The organism is uncultured Aquimonas sp. (assembly GCF_937888285.1).
GTDB lineage: Bacteria > Pseudomonadota > Gammaproteobacteria > Xanthomonadales > Xanthomonadaceae > Aquimonas.
Genome location: NZ_CALART010000005.1, coordinates 1 through 15,973 on the forward strand (window position 1 = coordinate 1; position 15,973 = coordinate 15,973).

The window sequence follows — 15,973 nt, forward strand, 5'->3', positions numbered from 1 at the left end:
CAACCCGGCGGTGATCGCCGACAACGTCGGCGACAACGTCGGCGACTGCGCCGGAATGGCCGCCGACCTGTTCGAGACCTACGCCGTGACCATCATCGCGGCCATGCTGATCGCCGGCATCAGCTTCGCCACCTACGGCTTCGGCGGCGTGATGTATCCGCTGGTGATCGGCGCGGTGTCGATCGTGGCCTCGATCATCGGCACCTTCTTCGTCAAGGTCGGCAGCGACGGCAAGATCATGAAGGCGCTGTACAAGGGCCTGATCGTGTCCGGCGTGCTGGCGGCGATCGCCTTCTGGTTCGTCACCCAGGACATGATCCAGACGAATGCCACGGAAGTGTTCGCCTGCGCCCTGATCGGCCTCGGCCTCACCGCGGCCATGGTGGTGATCACCGAGTACTACACCGCCACCGAGTACGGCCCGGTGCGCCAGGTCGCCAAGGCGTCCGAAACCGGCCACGGCACCAATGTCATCGCCGGCCTCGCGGTGTCGATGAAGTCCACGGCCGCGCCCGTGCTGGCGGTCGCCGCCGCGATCTACGCCTGCTACGAGCTGGCCGGCCTGTTCGGCATCGCCGTGGCCGCGACCTCGATGCTGTCGATGGCCGGCGTGATCGTCGCACTCGACGCCTACGGCCCGATCACCGACAACGCCGGCGGCATCGCCGAGATGAGCGAGCTCGGGCCCGAGATCCGCAAGACCACCGACGCGCTGGACGCGGTCGGCAACACCACCAAGGCGGTGACCAAGGGCTATGCGATCGGCTCGGCCGGTCTGGCCGCGCTGGTGCTGTTCGCCGACTACGCGCACAAGCTCGACGAGAAGTTCGGCGTCGATGCCATCGACTTCTCGATCGACCGCCCGGACGTGCTGATCGGGCTCTTGATCGGCGGCATGATCCCCTTCCTGTTCGGCGCCTATGCCATGCAGGCGGTGGGCCGTGCGGCCGGCGCGGTGGTCGAGGAAGTGCGCCGCCAGTTCCGCGACATCAAGGGGATCATGGAAGGCACCGGCAAGCCGGAGTACGACAAGGCCGTCGACCTGCTGACCCGCGCCGCGATCAAGGAGATGATCCTGCCCTCGATGCTGCCGCTGTTCATCCCGGTGCTGGTCGGCCTGCTGCTGGGCCCGGCCGCGCTCGGCGGCCTGCTGATGGGCACCATCGTCACCGGCCTGTTCGTGGCGATCTCGATGTGCACCGGCGGCGGCGCCTGGGACAACGCCAAGAAGTACATCGAGGAAGGCCACCACGGCGGCAAGGGCAGCGAGGCCCACAAGGCCGCGGTGACCGGCGACACCGTGGGTGACCCCTACAAGGACACCGCCGGCCCGGCCATCAACCCCCTGATCAAGATCATCAACATCGTCGCCCTGCTGCTGGTGCCGCTGCTGTAATCGTTTCGATGATGGTTTGACCCCACGCGGCCCGCCTTGTGCGGGCCGCGTGCGTTGCAGGCTACGGCAGCCCAAACGACGCGCGTCGGGTTTGCATTTGTTGGCAGCGCTTGGGGTATTGCGCGCTCGCGTTGGCTGCTAGCGTCCGTCTTCCCACATCGGGACTTCGATGAAATGGTCTATGCGCGCGCAATCAAGGACGCTCAAGGCGCACTGAGGTTTCAGGCGCTCGAAGATCACCTGCAGGGCGTCGCGGGTCGCGCCCAGTGCTTCGCAGCTGCGTTCGGATGCGAGGCCTGGGGCGAGCTGGCTGGGCGCTGGCATGACCTGGGCAAGTACGCCGCCGACTTTCAGCGCTATCTGCTGGAAGCCAATGGGGTTGAGGTGGATCACGAGGACGCGGGCATCGGCGACAGCGGTCGCGTGGATCACTCCGCTGCCGGCGCGCTGCATGCCCTGTGCCAACTCGGCCCACTTGGCGCGCTCATTGCCCACCCCATCGCAGCCCATCATGCGGGGCTCTACGACGCTTCCGAGCTTGAGGCTCGACTGCAACGTGCAAGAACGGCCGGCCGACTCGAAGCAGCGAAGCTGGCCGCACCACCGCCGCACGTTCTCGACAGCGCGGCGCTCGCTCCGCCCACGATCCCCGGCCGTGAAGACGAGCCGCTGGCGTTTGCCACCTGGCTGCGCCTGCTGTTCTCCTGCCTCGTCGACGCCGACGTGCTGGACAGCGAAGCCTTCGGCGACCCGGCGGCCTCGGGCCTGCGCAGCGCCTATCCCACGCTGGGCGAACTCAAGCCGCGCTTCGATGCGCACATGGCGAGATTCACCGCCGACAGCCCGGTCAAGCAACTGCGCGCGCAGATTCTCGCCGACTGCCGCGAGCGCGCCGCCTGTGCGCCGGGCCTGTTCAGCCTGACCGTGCCCACCGGCGGCGGCAAGACGCTCTCCAGCATGGCCTTCGCGCTGGAGCACGCGCAGCGCCACGGCTTCAAGCGGGTGATCTATGTCATCCCCTACACCAGCATCATCGAACAGACCGCGGACGTGTTCCGCGGGATGTTCGGCGAGGCGGTCGTCGAGCATCACAGCAACTTCGAGGTCCAGAACGAGGGCAGCCGCGAAACGCAACGCTCGCGCCTGGCCACCGAGAACTGGGATGCGCCGATCATCGTCACCACCAATGTGCAGTTCTTCGAATCCCTGTTCGCCGCCCGCACCAGCCGCTGCCGCAAACTGCACAACATCCTCGACAGCGTGGTGATCCTGGACGAGGCGCAGATGCTGCCGCCGCCCTTCCTGCTGCCGATCACACAGGTGCTGCGCCTGCTCAGCCAGCACTACCGCACTTCGATCGTCCTGTGCACCGCCACCCAGCCCGCGCTGTCGGAGCGCCGCAGCTTCGACCAGTATTTCCGCGGCCTGCCTGAGCCCACCGAGCTGATGGCAGACCGCGATGCGCTGTACCGCCAGTTGAAGCGCGTGCAGGTCGAGCTGCCCGAAGACCTGTCGGTCGGCACCGACTGGCCCGAGCTGGCAGAACGCGTCAGCGCCCATGAGTGCGTACTGGTGATCGTCAACAGCCGCGCCGATGCGCAGGCCCTGCATGCGCTGCTGCCTGAGGGCAGCCTGCATCTGTCGGGGCGCATGTGCGGCGCCCATCGCTCCGAAGTGATCCAGCAGATCCGCCATCGACTGCAGGCGCGACGCGAGGGCCACGACACCGCACCGCTGCGCGTGGTCAGCACCAGCCTGATCGAGGCCGGTGTGGATGTGGACTTCCCTGTCGTCTACCGCGCGCTGGCTGGGCTGGACTCGATCGCGCAGGCGGCCGGACGCTGCAACCGCGAGGGGCTGCTGACCGAGCTCGGCAGAGTGATCGTGTTCGTGCCGATGAAGCCGGCGCCACCGGGGCTGCAACGCATGGGCGCGCAGGCCTGCATCGGCGTATTGAAGCAAGCCGAAGGCGACCCGCTGCAGCCCGCGCTGTTCACCCGCTACTTCCAGTCTCTTTACAACGACTGCGCGCTGGATCAGCACGATATCGTCGGGCTGCTCAAGGCCCAGAACCTGCAGCTGCGCACGGCAGCCGAGCGCTTCAAGCTGATCGATGATCGGCAGCAGGCGATCCTGGTGCCCTACCAGTCGGATGCGGAAGACGCGCGCTATGCGGCTGCGCGCGCTGCGCTGATGGCACAGCAGAGCCAGGGCTCGGCGCTGCGCCGGCTCCAGAGGTTCGCCGTCAACGTGAACCCGCGGGACTTTCAGCATCTGCAGAACTCTCACGAAGTTCACGAGCTGTTCCCGGGGGTCTGGGAACTGGTCTCTTCAACGCAATACGACGCTGTTCTGGGCCTACGGCTGGATGGCCCCGATGCCAGCGCCCTCTTGATGGTTTGATGGAGCACGCATGCAAGGTTTCTGTCTGGACGTCCGCGGCGACTTCGCCTGCTTCACCCGGCCCGAGATGAAGGCCGAGCGCGTGTCCTATGACGTGATCACACCGTCGGCGGCGCGCGCGATTTTCGAGTCGATCTGCTGGAAGCCGGCGATCCGCTGGCAGGTTCAGAAGATCGAGGTGCTGAACCCGATCCGCTGGTTCAGCCTGCGCCGCAACGAGGTCGGCGCGGTGGTGTCGTCGCGCTCGGTCGAGGCCGCCATGCGCTCGGGCTCGGGCGCGCTGGCGCTGTACGCCGACGAGGATCGCCAGCAGCGCGCCGGCCTGTTTCTGCGCGATGTGCGCTACCGCCTGCATGCGCGCTTCGAGCTGACCCGCGAGGCCGGGCCCGGCGACAACGCCGGCAAGTTCGCCGACATGTTCCGCCGCCGCGCGCAGCGCGGGCAGTGCGTCAACCAGCCCTATCTCGGCTGCCGCGAGTTCTCGGCCGACGTGCGCTGGGTGGAAGACGTGGCCGCTGAACCCGCCGCGCTGGACGAGACTCGCGACCTGGGCTGGATGCTCTACGACCTCGACTTCGCCAACCCCACCGAGCCCGCGCCGAGGTTCTTCAAGGCGACGCTGCAGCAGGGCGTGGTGCAGGTGCCGGCCTGGAACAGCCCGGAGGTGCGCGGATGATCCTGCAGAGCCTGGTCGAGCTGTACGAGCGCCGCATGAAGCTCAGCGACGCCAACGAGCAGCCGGCGCCGCTGGGGTTCGAGAACAAGGAGATCCCGTTCCTGATCGAGATCGACAGCGACGGACGTTTCCTCCAACTTCGGGACGTGCGGCTGGGCGAAGGCAAGGCGCGCCGAGCGCGGCCGCGCATCGTGCCGCAGGGCGAGAAGAAGACTTCGGGCGTCAAGGCCAACCTGCTCTGGGACACCGCCGAGTACGTGCTGGGCTGTCCGGTCGAGCTGAAGGGCAAGGCCTCGAAGCCCGAGCGCCTGCGCGAACAGCATTTGGCCTTTCGCCAGCGCATCGAGAACCTGCCGGAGCCTGCGCGCAGCGATGCCGGCGTCGCGGCCGTGCTCGCCTTTCTGGATTCACTCGACCTTGACCAGCTGGCGCGCGACCCGCTGTGGGAGGAAATCCGTACCAGCAACCCTCTGATGAGCTTCCGCCTCTCCAGTGATGACGACTTGGTCTGCCAGCGCCCGGCGGTGGAGGCTGCCTGCAGGTCACTGCTGTCGGCCTCGGACAACGACGGTCTGTGTCTGGTCAGCGGCGAGCCGGCGCCGATCGAGCGACTGCATGCGGCCATCAAGGGCGTGTTGGGTGCGCAGACTTCGGGCGCCAACATCGTGTCTTTCAATCAGGCCTCGTTCGCGTCCTACGGCAAGTCGCAGGGCGCGAATGCCCCCGTCGGCAAGGACGCTGCCGCCAAGTACACGACGGCGCTGAACGATCTGCTGGGCCGCAACTCCCGGCAGCGCGCGCAGGTGGGCGACACCTCGATGGTGTTCTGGTCCGAGCAGGACAGCGCCATGGAGCAAGGCGACTTTCTGAGTCTGCTGGGCATCGCCCAGGAGGACGACCCGGCCGCGCACACCGACCGCGTCGCCAAGCTCTATGCCGCCGTGCGCACCGGCCAATATGCGCAGCTGCCCGAGGCCCGACAACGCTTCTTCGTGCTGGGCCTGGCACCGAATGCGGCGCGGCTGTCGGTGCGCTTCTGGCATGTCGACACCATCGCCGGCATGTCCGCGCGCTTTGCCCGCTGGTTCGATGACATCGCGCTCGCCCACGGGCCGAATCAGCCAGACGCACTGTCTCTCAACAGCCTGCTTCGCGCCTGCGCACTGCAAGGCAAGCTCGACAACCTGCCGCCTAGCCTGGGTAGCGACATCCTGCGCGCCGTCCTGACCGGCGCTGCCTATCCGCAGAGCTGGCTTCATGCCGCGCTTCGACGATTTCGAGCGGAACGCCGAGGCGAGCGAAGCATCGACTATCCGCGCGTCGCTGCACTCAAGGCTTGCTTGAATCGCATGGCCACCACAGACAAGGAGAGGCTTACCGTGTCCCTCGATCCAGACAACACCGACATCGCCTATCGCTTGGGCCGTCTGTTCGCGGTGCTGGAGCGCATTCAGGAGGAAGCGAACCCGAGAATCAACGCCACCATCCGAGATCGCTACTTTGGCGCTGCATCAAGCAACCCGATGACTGTGTTCCCCACGCTACTGAGACTCAAGAACCACCATCTCGGCAAGCTCGGCAAAGGTAGGGCTAAGAACCTCGAGACCTTGATCGGCTCGATCACAGATGCCCTGCCGGGCTCGAACCCGTTCCCAGCAGTGTTCGACCTCGCTGCGCAAGGTCGCTTCGCGGTGGGCTACTACCACCAGCGTCAGGATTCCTCCACTTACCGCAATCACCAGGAGAACGCAGCATGAGCCTTGTCAATCGCTTCGATTTTGCCTTGCTGTTTGATGTCATCGACGGCAATCCGAACGGAGATCCCGACGCCGGCAATCTGCCCAGGCTGGATGCGGAGACCGGGCGTGGACTTGTGACCGACGTGTGCCTCAAGCGGAAGGTCCGAAACTTCGTAGCGCTCACCCGTGAGTACGCGAAACCCTACGACATCTACGTGCGCGAGCGGAGCGTTCTCGGACGCGCTCATGTGGAGGCCTTCAAGGAACTTGGTATCAGTTTGGGTGACGAGAGCAGAGTCCCGATTACCCATACGCAAGCAGAAGCGCTTGAGGAACTCGGGCTTCCAGAGGGGCTGAGCATCCAGGAAGAAGACGACGATTCCTGGCGACTTGTCGTCGCAGCCGACGTTGACCCCAAGGCGATCAAAGCTTCCATCAAGGAGCTGCAGGCGCCAAAGGCGCTCTCACAGCTACTGACCAAGGCACTCTCGGGAGCTAAGGGGCGAAAGCCCACCCCCGCAGAGAGTGACGGTGGCAAGGCTTGGCTGTGCAAGAACTACTTCGACATCCGTACCTTTGGCGCGGTGCTGAGCCTCAAGTCAGCGCCCAACTGCGGCCAGGTCCGCGGCCCCGTCCAGCTCACCTTTGGCCGCTCGGTCGACCCCATCGTCGCGCAGGAGCACAGCATCACCCGCATGGCCGTCGCCACCGAGGCCGAGGCCGAGAAGCAGGGCGGCGACAACCGCACCATGGGCCGCAAGCACACCGTGCCCTATGGCCTCTATGTCGCGCACGGCTTCGTCTCCAGCTTCCTTGCCAAGCAGTCGGGCTTCTCGGCGGACGACCTCGAACTGCTGTGGCAGGCGCTCGGCCAGATGTTCGAGCACGACCGCTCGGCCGCACGCGGCCAGATGTCCACGCGCGGCCTGTACGTGTTCAAGCACGAGAGCGAGCTGGGCAATGCGCCCGCGCACAGCCTGTTCGACCGTCTCACGGTGGCGCGCAAGCCCGAGATGGCCATTGCCCGATGCTTCGACCATTACGACGTGCGCTTCGACGGGCGTACTCTTGCCGTGGGCGAAACCGTATCCGCCGGCCCGGGCGTTGAACTGATCCGCAGGTGCTGACATGGACTGGAAGGGCCGCATCGTGGCCGACCCCGAGGTGATGCTGGGCAAGCCCTGCATCCGCGGCACGCGCATCTCGGTGGAGTGGATTCTGGAGCGGCTCTCCGGCGGCTGGGACGTGCTCACCCTGATCGAGGCCTACCCGCACCTGTGCGCCGAAGACGTCCAGGCGGCGCTGGCCTTTGCCGCCGAGCTGATGCGCGACGAGCGCTACATCGCCGCGAGCAAGGCGGTGGCCTAGGCCATGTGGCCGCCGCGCCTGCTGGCCAACGAGAACCTGCCCGCACCGTCGATCCGGCGGCTGCGGGCGGCGGGTATCGACGTGGCCGCCGTTCGCGAGGACTCCCCGGGCATCGACGACATCAGCGTGCTGGCGCGCGCCGTGGCCGAGCAGCGCTGGCTGCTGACCTTCGACATGGACTACGGCGAGCTGATCTTCCGGCGCGGCCTGACGCCACCGCCTGCGCTGGTGCTCTACCGCCTTCAGCGCTTCGGCGTGGACGATGCCGCGCTGCGCCTGCTCGCGTTGCTCGATTCCGCCGAGGCGCGCAGCGGCGGCTACTTCATCGTGCTGGACGAGGCCGTGCGCTGGCGGCCCTTGGGCGATGCGGCGGGTGGACGCTGAAGACCCCATCCCGCTGTCGGCCCTGCAGCACTGGAGCTATTGCCCGCGCCAGTGCGCGTTGATCCACCTTGAGCAAGCCTTTGCCGAGAACCTGCACACCGCGCGCGGGCGCGCAGTGCATGCGCTGGTGGACGAACCCGGCGTGGAGCGCGCAGGCCGCACGCGCATCGAGCGCGCCATGCCGCTGTGGTGCGAACGCCTGGGCCTGATCGGCAAGGCCGATGTCGTCGAGTTCGCCGCCGATGGCACGCCCTACCCCGTGGAATACAAACACGGTCGCCGACGCCAGCGCCGTCACGACGAACTGCAGCTGGCCGCGCAGGCGCTGTGCCTGGAAGAGATGACCGGCAAGCCAGTGCCCGCGGGCGCGATCTACCACCACAGCTCGCGCCGCCGTCGCGAGGTGCGCATCGACGCCGCACTGCGCGCCGAGGTGGAAGCAGCAGCCCTCGCAGTGCGAGAGATGCTGCGTCAGGCGCGCCTGCCGCCACCCGCCAACGACACCCGCTGCCGCGAGTGCTCATTGATCGAACTCTGCCAACCCAAGCCGCTGGCCGAGCACGCCCGCTACGCGGCGCTGCTGAAGGAGCTGACCGCGCCATGAGCCTCAGCTACACCCTGCAGAACACCTTGTATGTGATGACCGGCGGTAGCTATCTGCATCTGGACAACGACACCGTGCGCATCGAGGTGGAGCGCGAAACCCGCCTGCGCGTGCCCCTGCACCATCTGGGCAGCATCGTCTGTCTGGGCGATGTGCTGATCTCACCGGCCCTGATCGGACGCTGCGCGGAAGCCGGCATCGGGCTCTGCCTGCTGGACCGCAGCGGCCGATTCCGCGCGCGCGTCGAAGGCCCGATGAGCGGCAACGTGCTGCTGCGTCAGGCCCAGCATCAGGCGGTCTCGGATACCGCCAGCACGCTGGCGAATGCGCGCCAGTTCGTGCTGGGCAAGCTGCGCAACAGCCGGAATGTGCTGCAGCGCAGCGCGCGCGAGGCGAAGAGCGAAGCCGACAGCGAAGCGCTGGCTGCGGCGGTGCAGAAGTTCGATGCCTCGCTGCGCGCCGCCACCGCAGTGGAAGATCTGGATGCCCTGCGCGGCGTGGAAGGCGAAGCCGCGCGCACCTATTTCGGTGCCTTCCAGCACCTGATTCGCCCCGACCGCCGCGAGGCCTTCGCGCCTTCCGGGCGCAGCCGACGGCCGCCGCGGGATCGCTGCAACGCGCTGCTCTCCTACCTCTATACCTTGATCACTCACGAATGCCGCAGCGCGCTCGAAGTGGTGGGGCTCGATCCGCAGATGGGCTTTCTGCATGCCTTGCGGCCCGGCCGGCCTGCGCTGGCGCTCGACCTGGTGGAAGAGTTCCGCGCGGTGCTGGCCGATCGCACTGCGTTGTCCTTGATCAACCGCGGGCAGATCGGCGAGAACGATTTCCGCATCACCGAAGGCGGCGGCGTGCTGCTGGGCGACGAGGCGCGCCGCACCGTCGCCACCGCTTGGCAAACCCGCAAGCAGGACGTACTGACCCACCCGCTGCTGGAGGCCGAGATCCCCTGCGGTCTGCTGCCACAGGTGCAGGCGCGCATCCTGGCGCGCAGCCTGCGCGGCGAAACACCCGCCTACCTGCCCTATTTGCACCGCTGAGGTCGCCATGCTGGTCATCGCCTGCTACGACGTGTCCACCGAAACCAGCGAAGGCCGCAGTCGCCTGCGCCGCGTGGCCAAGGCCTGCGAACGCATCGGCCAGCGCGTGCAGAAGTCGGTGTTCGAATGCCGCATCAACCAGATGCAGTTCGAAGAGCTGGAGCGCCGCCTGCTGTCGATCATCGACCCCGAGCAGGACTGCCTGCGCTTCTACCGCCTGCACGAACCGGCGGAGCTCAACATCAAGCAGCACGGCAACTTCCGTGCGCTAGACTTCGATGGCCCCTTGGTGGTCTGACGCGAACCCCAAGCATCGCCCGATTTCCCGGCAGGTTCGCGCGGACCGGAAAGCCCTGATTTTCCTGAAGTTGCGGAGCCGCGCGTGGCCGTTCGCTCGCTCGATGTCCAGCATTCAACGAGGTTCGCGCAAAGGGTTTGCGCAAGCCTTGCAGATCAACGGTTTTCCAAGGTGGAGTCGCCTGCTCATCAACGAGCAGGCGTGGGTTGAAACCTCACCAGTCTCAGCACGGGCTTTGTTCCCGTTGTCGCCTGCTCATCAACGAGCAGGCGTGGGTTGAAACACCGCGACGCGTCTGCTGACCACGGCGACCACGGTCGCCTGCTCATCAACGAGCAGGCGTGGGTTGAAACGAGAAGATCGACGACACGCCGGCGCAGCGCCTTGGTCGCCTGCTCATCAACGAGCAGGCGTGGGTTGAAACAAGCTGGCGCGCATCCTGATCTGCGCCGACGACGTCGCCTGCTCATCAACGAGCAGGCGTGGGTTGAAACAGAACCGACATGTTGGTGGACTTGCTGTACAAGAGTCGCCTGCTCATCAACGAGCAGGCGTGGGTTGAAACGAATGCACGCAGCCAGACGTCGGGTGCCTTCGGGTCGCCTGCTCATCAACGAGCAGGCGTGGGTTGAAACGATATAGGCCGAGTAGTTGGCGTCCGGGGTGCTGGTCGCCTGCTCATCAACGAGCAGGCGTGGGTTGAAACCTTCGGCTTCAGGTGCGGGGCTTGGGCGTAGATCGTCGCCTGCTCATCAACGAGCAGGCGTGGGTTGAAACTTCTTCGCGTAGATCGGCCACTTCGCGCCCTCCGTCGCCTGCTCATCAACGAGCAGGCGTGGGTTGAAACCGAAGCTGGCTTGCCATCCATTCGGCGTCACCGCGTCGCCTGCTCATCAACGAGCAGGCGTGGGTTGAAACGCATAGCTCACTCCATTCCTCAGGCAGCCGGCAGTCGCCTGCTCATCAACGAGCAGGCGTGGGTTGAAACTTCTTGCCGCTGTCATCCGGCCGGCTGGTCAGGTCGCCTGCTCATCAACGAGCAGGCGTGGGTTGAAACAAGCGAGACGCGGTAGGCCTCGCGCTGCTCTTCGTCGCCTGCTCATCAACGAGCAGGCGTGGGTTGAAACGAGCAGGCCGCCCGGAATCTCGGCATGGCCACGTCGCCTGCTCATCAACGAGCAGGCGTGGGTTGAAACCATCCTGCCCGCCGGACAGCGCTACCGGCTCGGTCGCCTGCTCATCAACGAGCAGGCGTGGGTTGAAACGTCTTGTTGCTGTTGGCGTCGCCGCGATAGTCCTGTCGCCTGCTCATCAACGAGCAGGCGTGGGTTGAAACGTCTTGTTGCTGTTGGCGTCGCCGCGATAGTCCTGTCGCCTGCTCATCAACGAGCAGGCGTGGGTTGAAACAGTTGCGACGCCTGCACTGGCAGTGCCGCCCACGTCGCCTGCTCATCAACGAGCAGGCGTGGGTTGAAACCGCGACAGGGTTCACGCTTTGGCGTGCTGCGCCGTCGCCTGCTCATCAACGAGCAGGCGTGGGTTGAAACTGGGAAACGCCGTTGGCGCAACCCGCAGTCAGCGTCGCCTGCTCATCAACGAGCAGGCGTGGGTTGAAACTCCATGCTGGCTTCGCCAGGCAGGCAGACCATGGTCGCCTGCTCATCAACGAGCAGGCGTGGGTTGAAACTCGAAGGTGTTGCGCAGGGCGTCCCACGCCCCGAGTCGCCTGCTCATCAACGAGCAGGCGTGGGTTGAAACAAGAGAGACCGCACATGTCACTTGACCTCAAACGTCGCCTGCTCATCAACGAGCAGGCGTGGGTTGAAACGATTCGGTGGAGTCGTGCACCGCGCGCTCGACGTCGCCTGCTCATCAACGAGCAGGCGTGGGTTGAAACATGTGCTTCTCGTAGGTGCTGCCCGAGGGCACATGTCGCCTGCTCATCAACGAGCAGGCGTGGGTTGAAACTCGTTGGGCACCACCGCTTCGAGCGCGCTCGGCGTCGCCTGCTCATCAACGAGCAGGCGTGGGTTGAAACTTGAGGACGAGATGGCAGCCACGCAGGACCACAGTCGCCTGCTCATCAACGAGCAGGCGTGGGTTGAAACATCGCCGTTTTGAACTTGCTGATAGCAGCTAGCGTCGCCTGCTCATCAACGAGCAGGCGTGGGTTGAAACTGCGTCGACAGATGGACGCGGCCTGCAAGCATCACGTCGCCTGCTCATCAACGAGCAGGCGTGGGTTGAAACCGGATCCAGCGCGTCGCGTGGTGCCGGAAGGAGGGTCGCCTGCTCATCAACGAGCAGGCGTGGGTTGAAACGAGATCCCCCGCAACTACACCCTCGACGCCGTCGTCGCCTGCTCATCAACTAGCAGGCGTGGGTTGAAACGGCGTCGATCACGGCATACAGAGTGCGGCGCGACGTCGCCTGCTCATCAACGAGCAGGCGTGGGTTGAAACCGCGTACCAGTGACCGTCGGGCCCGCTCACGCCGTCGCCTGCTCATCAACGAGCAGGCGTGGGTTGAAACCTGCGCGACGACGACGACCGCGCGCTGCACGACCACGTCGCCTGCTCATCAACGAGCAGGCGTGGGTTGAAACATCACCGCCGCGGACTGCATCGACTTCGCCCAGGTCGCCTGCTCATCAACGAGCAGGCGTGGGTTGAAACAAGCGCAGGAGGTTGCCGTTGGCCCAACCCGTGCGTCGCCTGCTCATCAACGAGCAGGCGTGGGTTGAAACGCCATCACGTTCACCAACACCATCCTCGGCGAGGTCGCCTGCTCATCAACGAGCAGGCGTGGGTTGAAACGCGCGGCAGCTGCTGAACCTGTTCCGCGACTGGTGCGTCGCCTGCTCATCAACGAGCAGGCGTGGGTTGAAACGAGGTCGACGGCTTGCAGGTCAAGTGCCGCCACGTCGCCTGCTCATCAACGAGCAGGCGTGGGTTGAAACTGCCGTCAGGTGACCCTGCCGGACTTCAAGGAAGTCGCCTGCTCATCAACGAGCAGGCGTGGGTTGAAACGCGGACCTGAAGGTGAAGCTCGAGCGCATGGATGTCGCCTGCTCATCAACGAGCAGGCGTGGGTTGAAACGCCGGGCGGTGCGTCTGACCTTGCACAGGCCTGACGTCGCCTGCTCATCAACGAGCAGGCGTGGGTTGAAACGCGGATGCGGGCATCGCCGACACCGGCACCTACGTCGCCTGCTCATCAACGAGCAGGCGTGGGTTGAAACGCTGCCTGAGCCAGCTTGCGCACCTCGTCGACGGGTCGCCTGCTCATCAACGAGCAGGCGTGGGTTGAAACGATGGTGACCCGGTGCAATCGCAGGTGCGCCGCGTCGCCTGCTCATCAACGAGCAGGCGTGGGTTGAAACAGCTGCTGCAGCCTCGCTACGGCGATGACCGTGGTCGCCTGCTCATCAACGAGCAGGCGTGGGTTGAAACCTGGCGCATCGATCAGATCCCGTGGAGCAAGGGTCGCCTGCTCATCAACGAGCAGGCGTGGGTTGAAACGGGCTGATCGACGAATAGACCTCGGTGAACCAGGTCGCCTGCTCATCAACGAGCAGGCGTGGGTTGAAACCATGACAGCCCTCGCGAGCGGGCTCGGGCCGATGTCGCCTGCTCATCAACGAGCAGGCGTGGGTTGAAACCACGGCTTGGCCATCGAGCTCAAGCGCCAGCAGGTCGCCTGCTCATCAACGAGCAGGCGTGGGTTGAAACGAGCAGTTCACGCACCCGAAGTGGGGCATCCGCGTCGCCTGCTCATCAACGAGCAGGCGTGGGTTGAAACACCGCTGGATCGGCGTCATGCGCCGCGTCGAGGTCGCCTGCTCATCAACGAGCAGGCGTGGGTTGAAACCGATATCGGCCACATCGTTGTGCTCGGCCTCGTACGTCGCCTGCTCATCAACGAGCAGGCGTGGGTTGAAACACTGAGCGCAGCGCGCTGGCATCCACCGCGCATGTCGCCTGCTCATCAACGAGCAGGCGTGGGTTGAAACACTGCGGTCTTGCCGGTGCGGCGGGCGCTGAAGTCGCCTGCTCATCAACGAGCAGGCGTGGGTTGAAACGACTACTCGATGCCGAAGTGGGACTACGTCAACGTCGCCTGCTCATCAACGAGCAGGCGTGGGTTGAAACAGGCTGGCCAGCAGGCGGAAGCTGACGGCGTCGTCGCCTGCTCATCAACGAGCAGGCGTGGGTTGAAACAACACTTCCTGGGATTCCAGCAGGCTGATCCCGTCGCCTGCTCATCAACGAGCAGGCGTGGGTTGAAACGCGTCTCCGCGGGAAGCCTGAACGCGAAGCCAGGTGTCGCCTGCTCATCAACGAGCAGGCGTGGGTTGAAACTCTCCTGCAGGCGTCCAGCGACATAGGCCACGCCCAGTCGCCTGCTCATCAACGAGCAGGCGTGGGTTGAAACGCGGCTTCGATATGTGCGGCGACCGTGGCGGCGTCGCCTGCTCATCAACGAGCAGGCGTGGGTTGAAACGTGGAAGTTCGCACGGGTCTGACGGTGCTCTGACGTCGCCTGCTCATCAACGAGCAGGCGTGGGTTGAAACTCGTAGGCGAGCGGGAAGCGATGTGCCATCGCGTCGCCTGCTCATCAACGAGCAGGCGTGGGTTGAAACAGGTTGAGCTTGGTCGACGCGCACGCCGACAGGTCGCCTGCTCATCAACGAGCAGGCGTGGGTTGAAACTTCGACTGGTGGCCCAGGTACTCACAGTCCCGGTGTCGCCTGCTCATCAACGAGCAGGCGTGGGTTGAAACTTGTTGCAGCTGACTGACCAAAGCGTATGCAGCGTCGCCTGCTCATCAACGAGCAGGCGTGGGTTGAAACACCACAGGAAAGGTGGGACAGGATCCACCGCCGATGTCGCCTGCTCATCAACGAGCAGGCGTGGGTTGAAACCCTGGCACCAAGCCGCCGCGCGCAAAGCCTCGCGTCGCCTGCTCATCAACGAGCAGGCGTGGGTTGAAACCTGACCGCCTCGGGCATCAGCTACGACCTGAACTGTCGCCTGCTCATCAACGAGCAGGCGTGGGTTGAAACAGCGCGGTGTAAGTGCGCTCGATCGTGAACACATGTCGCCTGCTCATCAACGAGCAGGCGTGGGTTGAAACACCTGCACGTCGCGGCAGGGGTCGTGGCCGATCGTCGCCTGCTCATCAACGAGCAGGCGTGGGTTGAAACGCTCGCGGTGTCGACTGGCTCGGGTGATCGCCGTCGCCTGCTCATCAACGAGCAGGCGTGGGTTGAAACACCGTAGCGGGGCACGAGGTACGCCGAAACCAGGTCGCCTGCTCATCAACGAGCAGGCGTGGGTTGAAACCAGGTCGATCGGCATGCGCACCTGGCCGTCGAGCGTCGCCCGCTCATCAACGAGCAGGCGTGGGTTGAAACGAGCATCCGCTGGCTTCGCAGGCCGAGCACGAAGTCGCCTGCTCATCAACGAGCAGGCGTGGGTTGAAACAACGACTGGCTGTCCGCCAAGCTGTTCCTGATCGTGTCGCCTGCTCATCAACGAGCAGGCGTGGGTTGAAACCATTCTCTGCGGTTCACGCCGTCTCTCCGTCAGGTCGCCTGCTCATCAACGAGCAGGCGTGGGTTGAAACGGGGTCAGACTTTTGCTCATGCGCGTGTCAGTCGTCGCCTGCTCATCAACGAGCAGGCGTGGGTTGAAACGGCAACGACGAGTTCGTGGTCTCGAATCGTCGCGTCGCCTGCTCATCAACGAGCAGGCGTGGGTTGAAACGGGGTCAGACTTTTGCTCATGCGCGTGTCAGTCGTCGCCTGCTCATCAACGAGCAGGCGTGGGTTGAAACGGCAACGACGAGTTCGTGGTCTCGAATCGTCGCGTCGCCTGCTCATCAACGAGCAGGCGTGGGTTGAAACTTGCTGTCCTCTGCGCTCTTGGGCAGCACCAGGCCCGTCGCCTGCTCATCAACGAGCAGGCGTGGGTTGAAACTCGCTGACCTGCCCGATGATTTGACCAGGCAGGTCGCCTGCTCATCAACGAGCAGGCGTGGGTTGAAACCCGATCCTGCTCGA

10 protein-coding genes and 1 CRISPR repeat array (1 of these 11 cut by a window edge) are annotated in these 15,973 nt (G+C 65.1%); all 10 genes read left to right on the forward strand.

Features of this window, described 5'->3' with window-relative positions:
• The coding region (locus Q0654_RS00440) for a sodium-translocating pyrophosphatase (protein ID WP_298849362.1) at positions 1-1,396 on the forward strand (1,396 nt) is incomplete at its 5' end.
• A 174-nt stretch (positions 1,397-1,570) separates the two neighbouring features.
• Positions 1,571-3,799: a CRISPR-associated helicase Cas3' gene (gene cas3 / locus Q0654_RS00445; RefSeq protein WP_298849363.1), complete on the forward strand. Its 2,229-nt coding sequence runs from the start codon at positions 1,571-1,573 to the stop codon at positions 3,797-3,799.
• 10 nt (positions 3,800-3,809) lie between these two features.
• Entirely contained in the window at positions 3,810-4,475 is a 666-nt protein-coding gene (gene cas5c / locus Q0654_RS00450) for a type I-C CRISPR-associated protein Cas5c (RefSeq protein ID WP_298849365.1), read from the forward strand.
• Positions 4,472-6,232 (forward strand): type I-C CRISPR-associated protein Cas8c/Csd1, encoded by a 1,761-nt coding sequence (gene cas8c / locus Q0654_RS00455; RefSeq protein ID WP_298849367.1) that lies wholly within the window; start codon positions 4,472-4,474, stop codon positions 6,230-6,232. The genes cas5c and cas8c overlap by 4 nt, the downstream gene beginning before the upstream one ends.
• The gene (gene cas7c / locus Q0654_RS00460; protein WP_298849368.1) at positions 6,229-7,341 is read left to right on the forward strand and encodes a type I-C CRISPR-associated protein Cas7/Csd2; all 1,113 of its coding nucleotides are present in this window, start codon (positions 6,229-6,231) and stop codon (positions 7,339-7,341) included. The genes cas8c and cas7c overlap by 4 nt, the downstream gene beginning before the upstream one ends.
• 1 nt (position 7,342) lies before the next feature.
• Positions 7,343-7,582 carry a DUF433 domain-containing protein gene (locus tag Q0654_RS00465; RefSeq protein ID WP_298849370.1) on the forward strand — a complete coding sequence of 80 codons (240 nt, stop codon included), beginning with the start codon at positions 7,343-7,345 and terminating at the stop codon, positions 7,580-7,582.
• 3 nt (positions 7,583-7,585) lie between these two features.
• The gene (locus Q0654_RS00470; protein WP_298849372.1) at positions 7,586-7,966 is read left to right on the forward strand and encodes a DUF5615 family PIN-like protein; all 381 of its coding nucleotides are present in this window, start codon (positions 7,586-7,588) and stop codon (positions 7,964-7,966) included.
• A complete protein-coding gene (gene cas4 / locus Q0654_RS00475; protein WP_298849374.1) occupies positions 7,956-8,570 on the forward strand; it encodes a CRISPR-associated protein Cas4 in 615 nt (204 codons plus the stop codon). Before Q0654_RS00470 ends, cas4 begins: the two co-directional genes overlap by 11 nt.
• Positions 8,567-9,610: a type I-C CRISPR-associated endonuclease Cas1c gene (cas1c, locus tag Q0654_RS00480; RefSeq protein WP_298849376.1), complete on the forward strand. Its 1,044-nt coding sequence runs from the start codon at positions 8,567-8,569 to the stop codon at positions 9,608-9,610. Before cas4 ends, cas1c begins: the two co-directional genes overlap by 4 nt.
• A 7-nt stretch (positions 9,611-9,617) precedes the next feature.
• Positions 9,618-9,908 carry a CRISPR-associated endonuclease Cas2 gene (gene cas2, locus Q0654_RS00485; RefSeq protein ID WP_298849378.1) on the forward strand — a complete coding sequence of 97 codons (291 nt, stop codon included), beginning with the start codon at positions 9,618-9,620 and terminating at the stop codon, positions 9,906-9,908.
• Positions 9,909-10,084: 176 nt separating this feature from the next.
• Positions 10,085-15,973: direct repeats of the CRISPR family, unit length 37 nt; unit sequence GTCGCCTGCTCATCAACGAGCAGGCGTGGGTTGAAAC (it continues 126 nt past the right edge of the window).

Excerpts from the sequence above, each read along its gene's own strand:
- cas8c (WP_298849367.1), top strand. The coding sequence starts at position 4,472 with ATGATCCTGCAGAGCCTGGTCGAGCTGTACGAGCGCCGCATGAAGCTC.
- cas1c (WP_298849376.1), top strand. The coding sequence starts at position 8,567 with ATGAGCCTCAGCTACACCCTGCAGAACACCTTGTATGTGATGACCGGC.
- cas3 (WP_298849363.1), top strand. The coding sequence starts at position 1,571 with ATGGTCTATGCGCGCGCAATCAAGGACGCTCAAGGCGCACTGAGGTTT.
- cas2 (WP_298849378.1), top strand. The coding sequence starts at position 9,618 with ATGCTGGTCATCGCCTGCTACGACGTGTCCACCGAAACCAGCGAAGGC.
- cas7c (WP_298849368.1), top strand. The coding sequence starts at position 6,229 with ATGAGCCTTGTCAATCGCTTCGATTTTGCCTTGCTGTTTGATGTCATC.
- Q0654_RS00465 (WP_298849370.1), top strand. The coding sequence starts at position 7,343 with ATGGACTGGAAGGGCCGCATCGTGGCCGACCCCGAGGTGATGCTGGGC.
- Q0654_RS00470 (WP_298849372.1), top strand. The coding sequence starts at position 7,586 with ATGTGGCCGCCGCGCCTGCTGGCCAACGAGAACCTGCCCGCACCGTCG.
- cas5c (WP_298849365.1), top strand. The coding sequence starts at position 3,810 with ATGCAAGGTTTCTGTCTGGACGTCCGCGGCGACTTCGCCTGCTTCACC.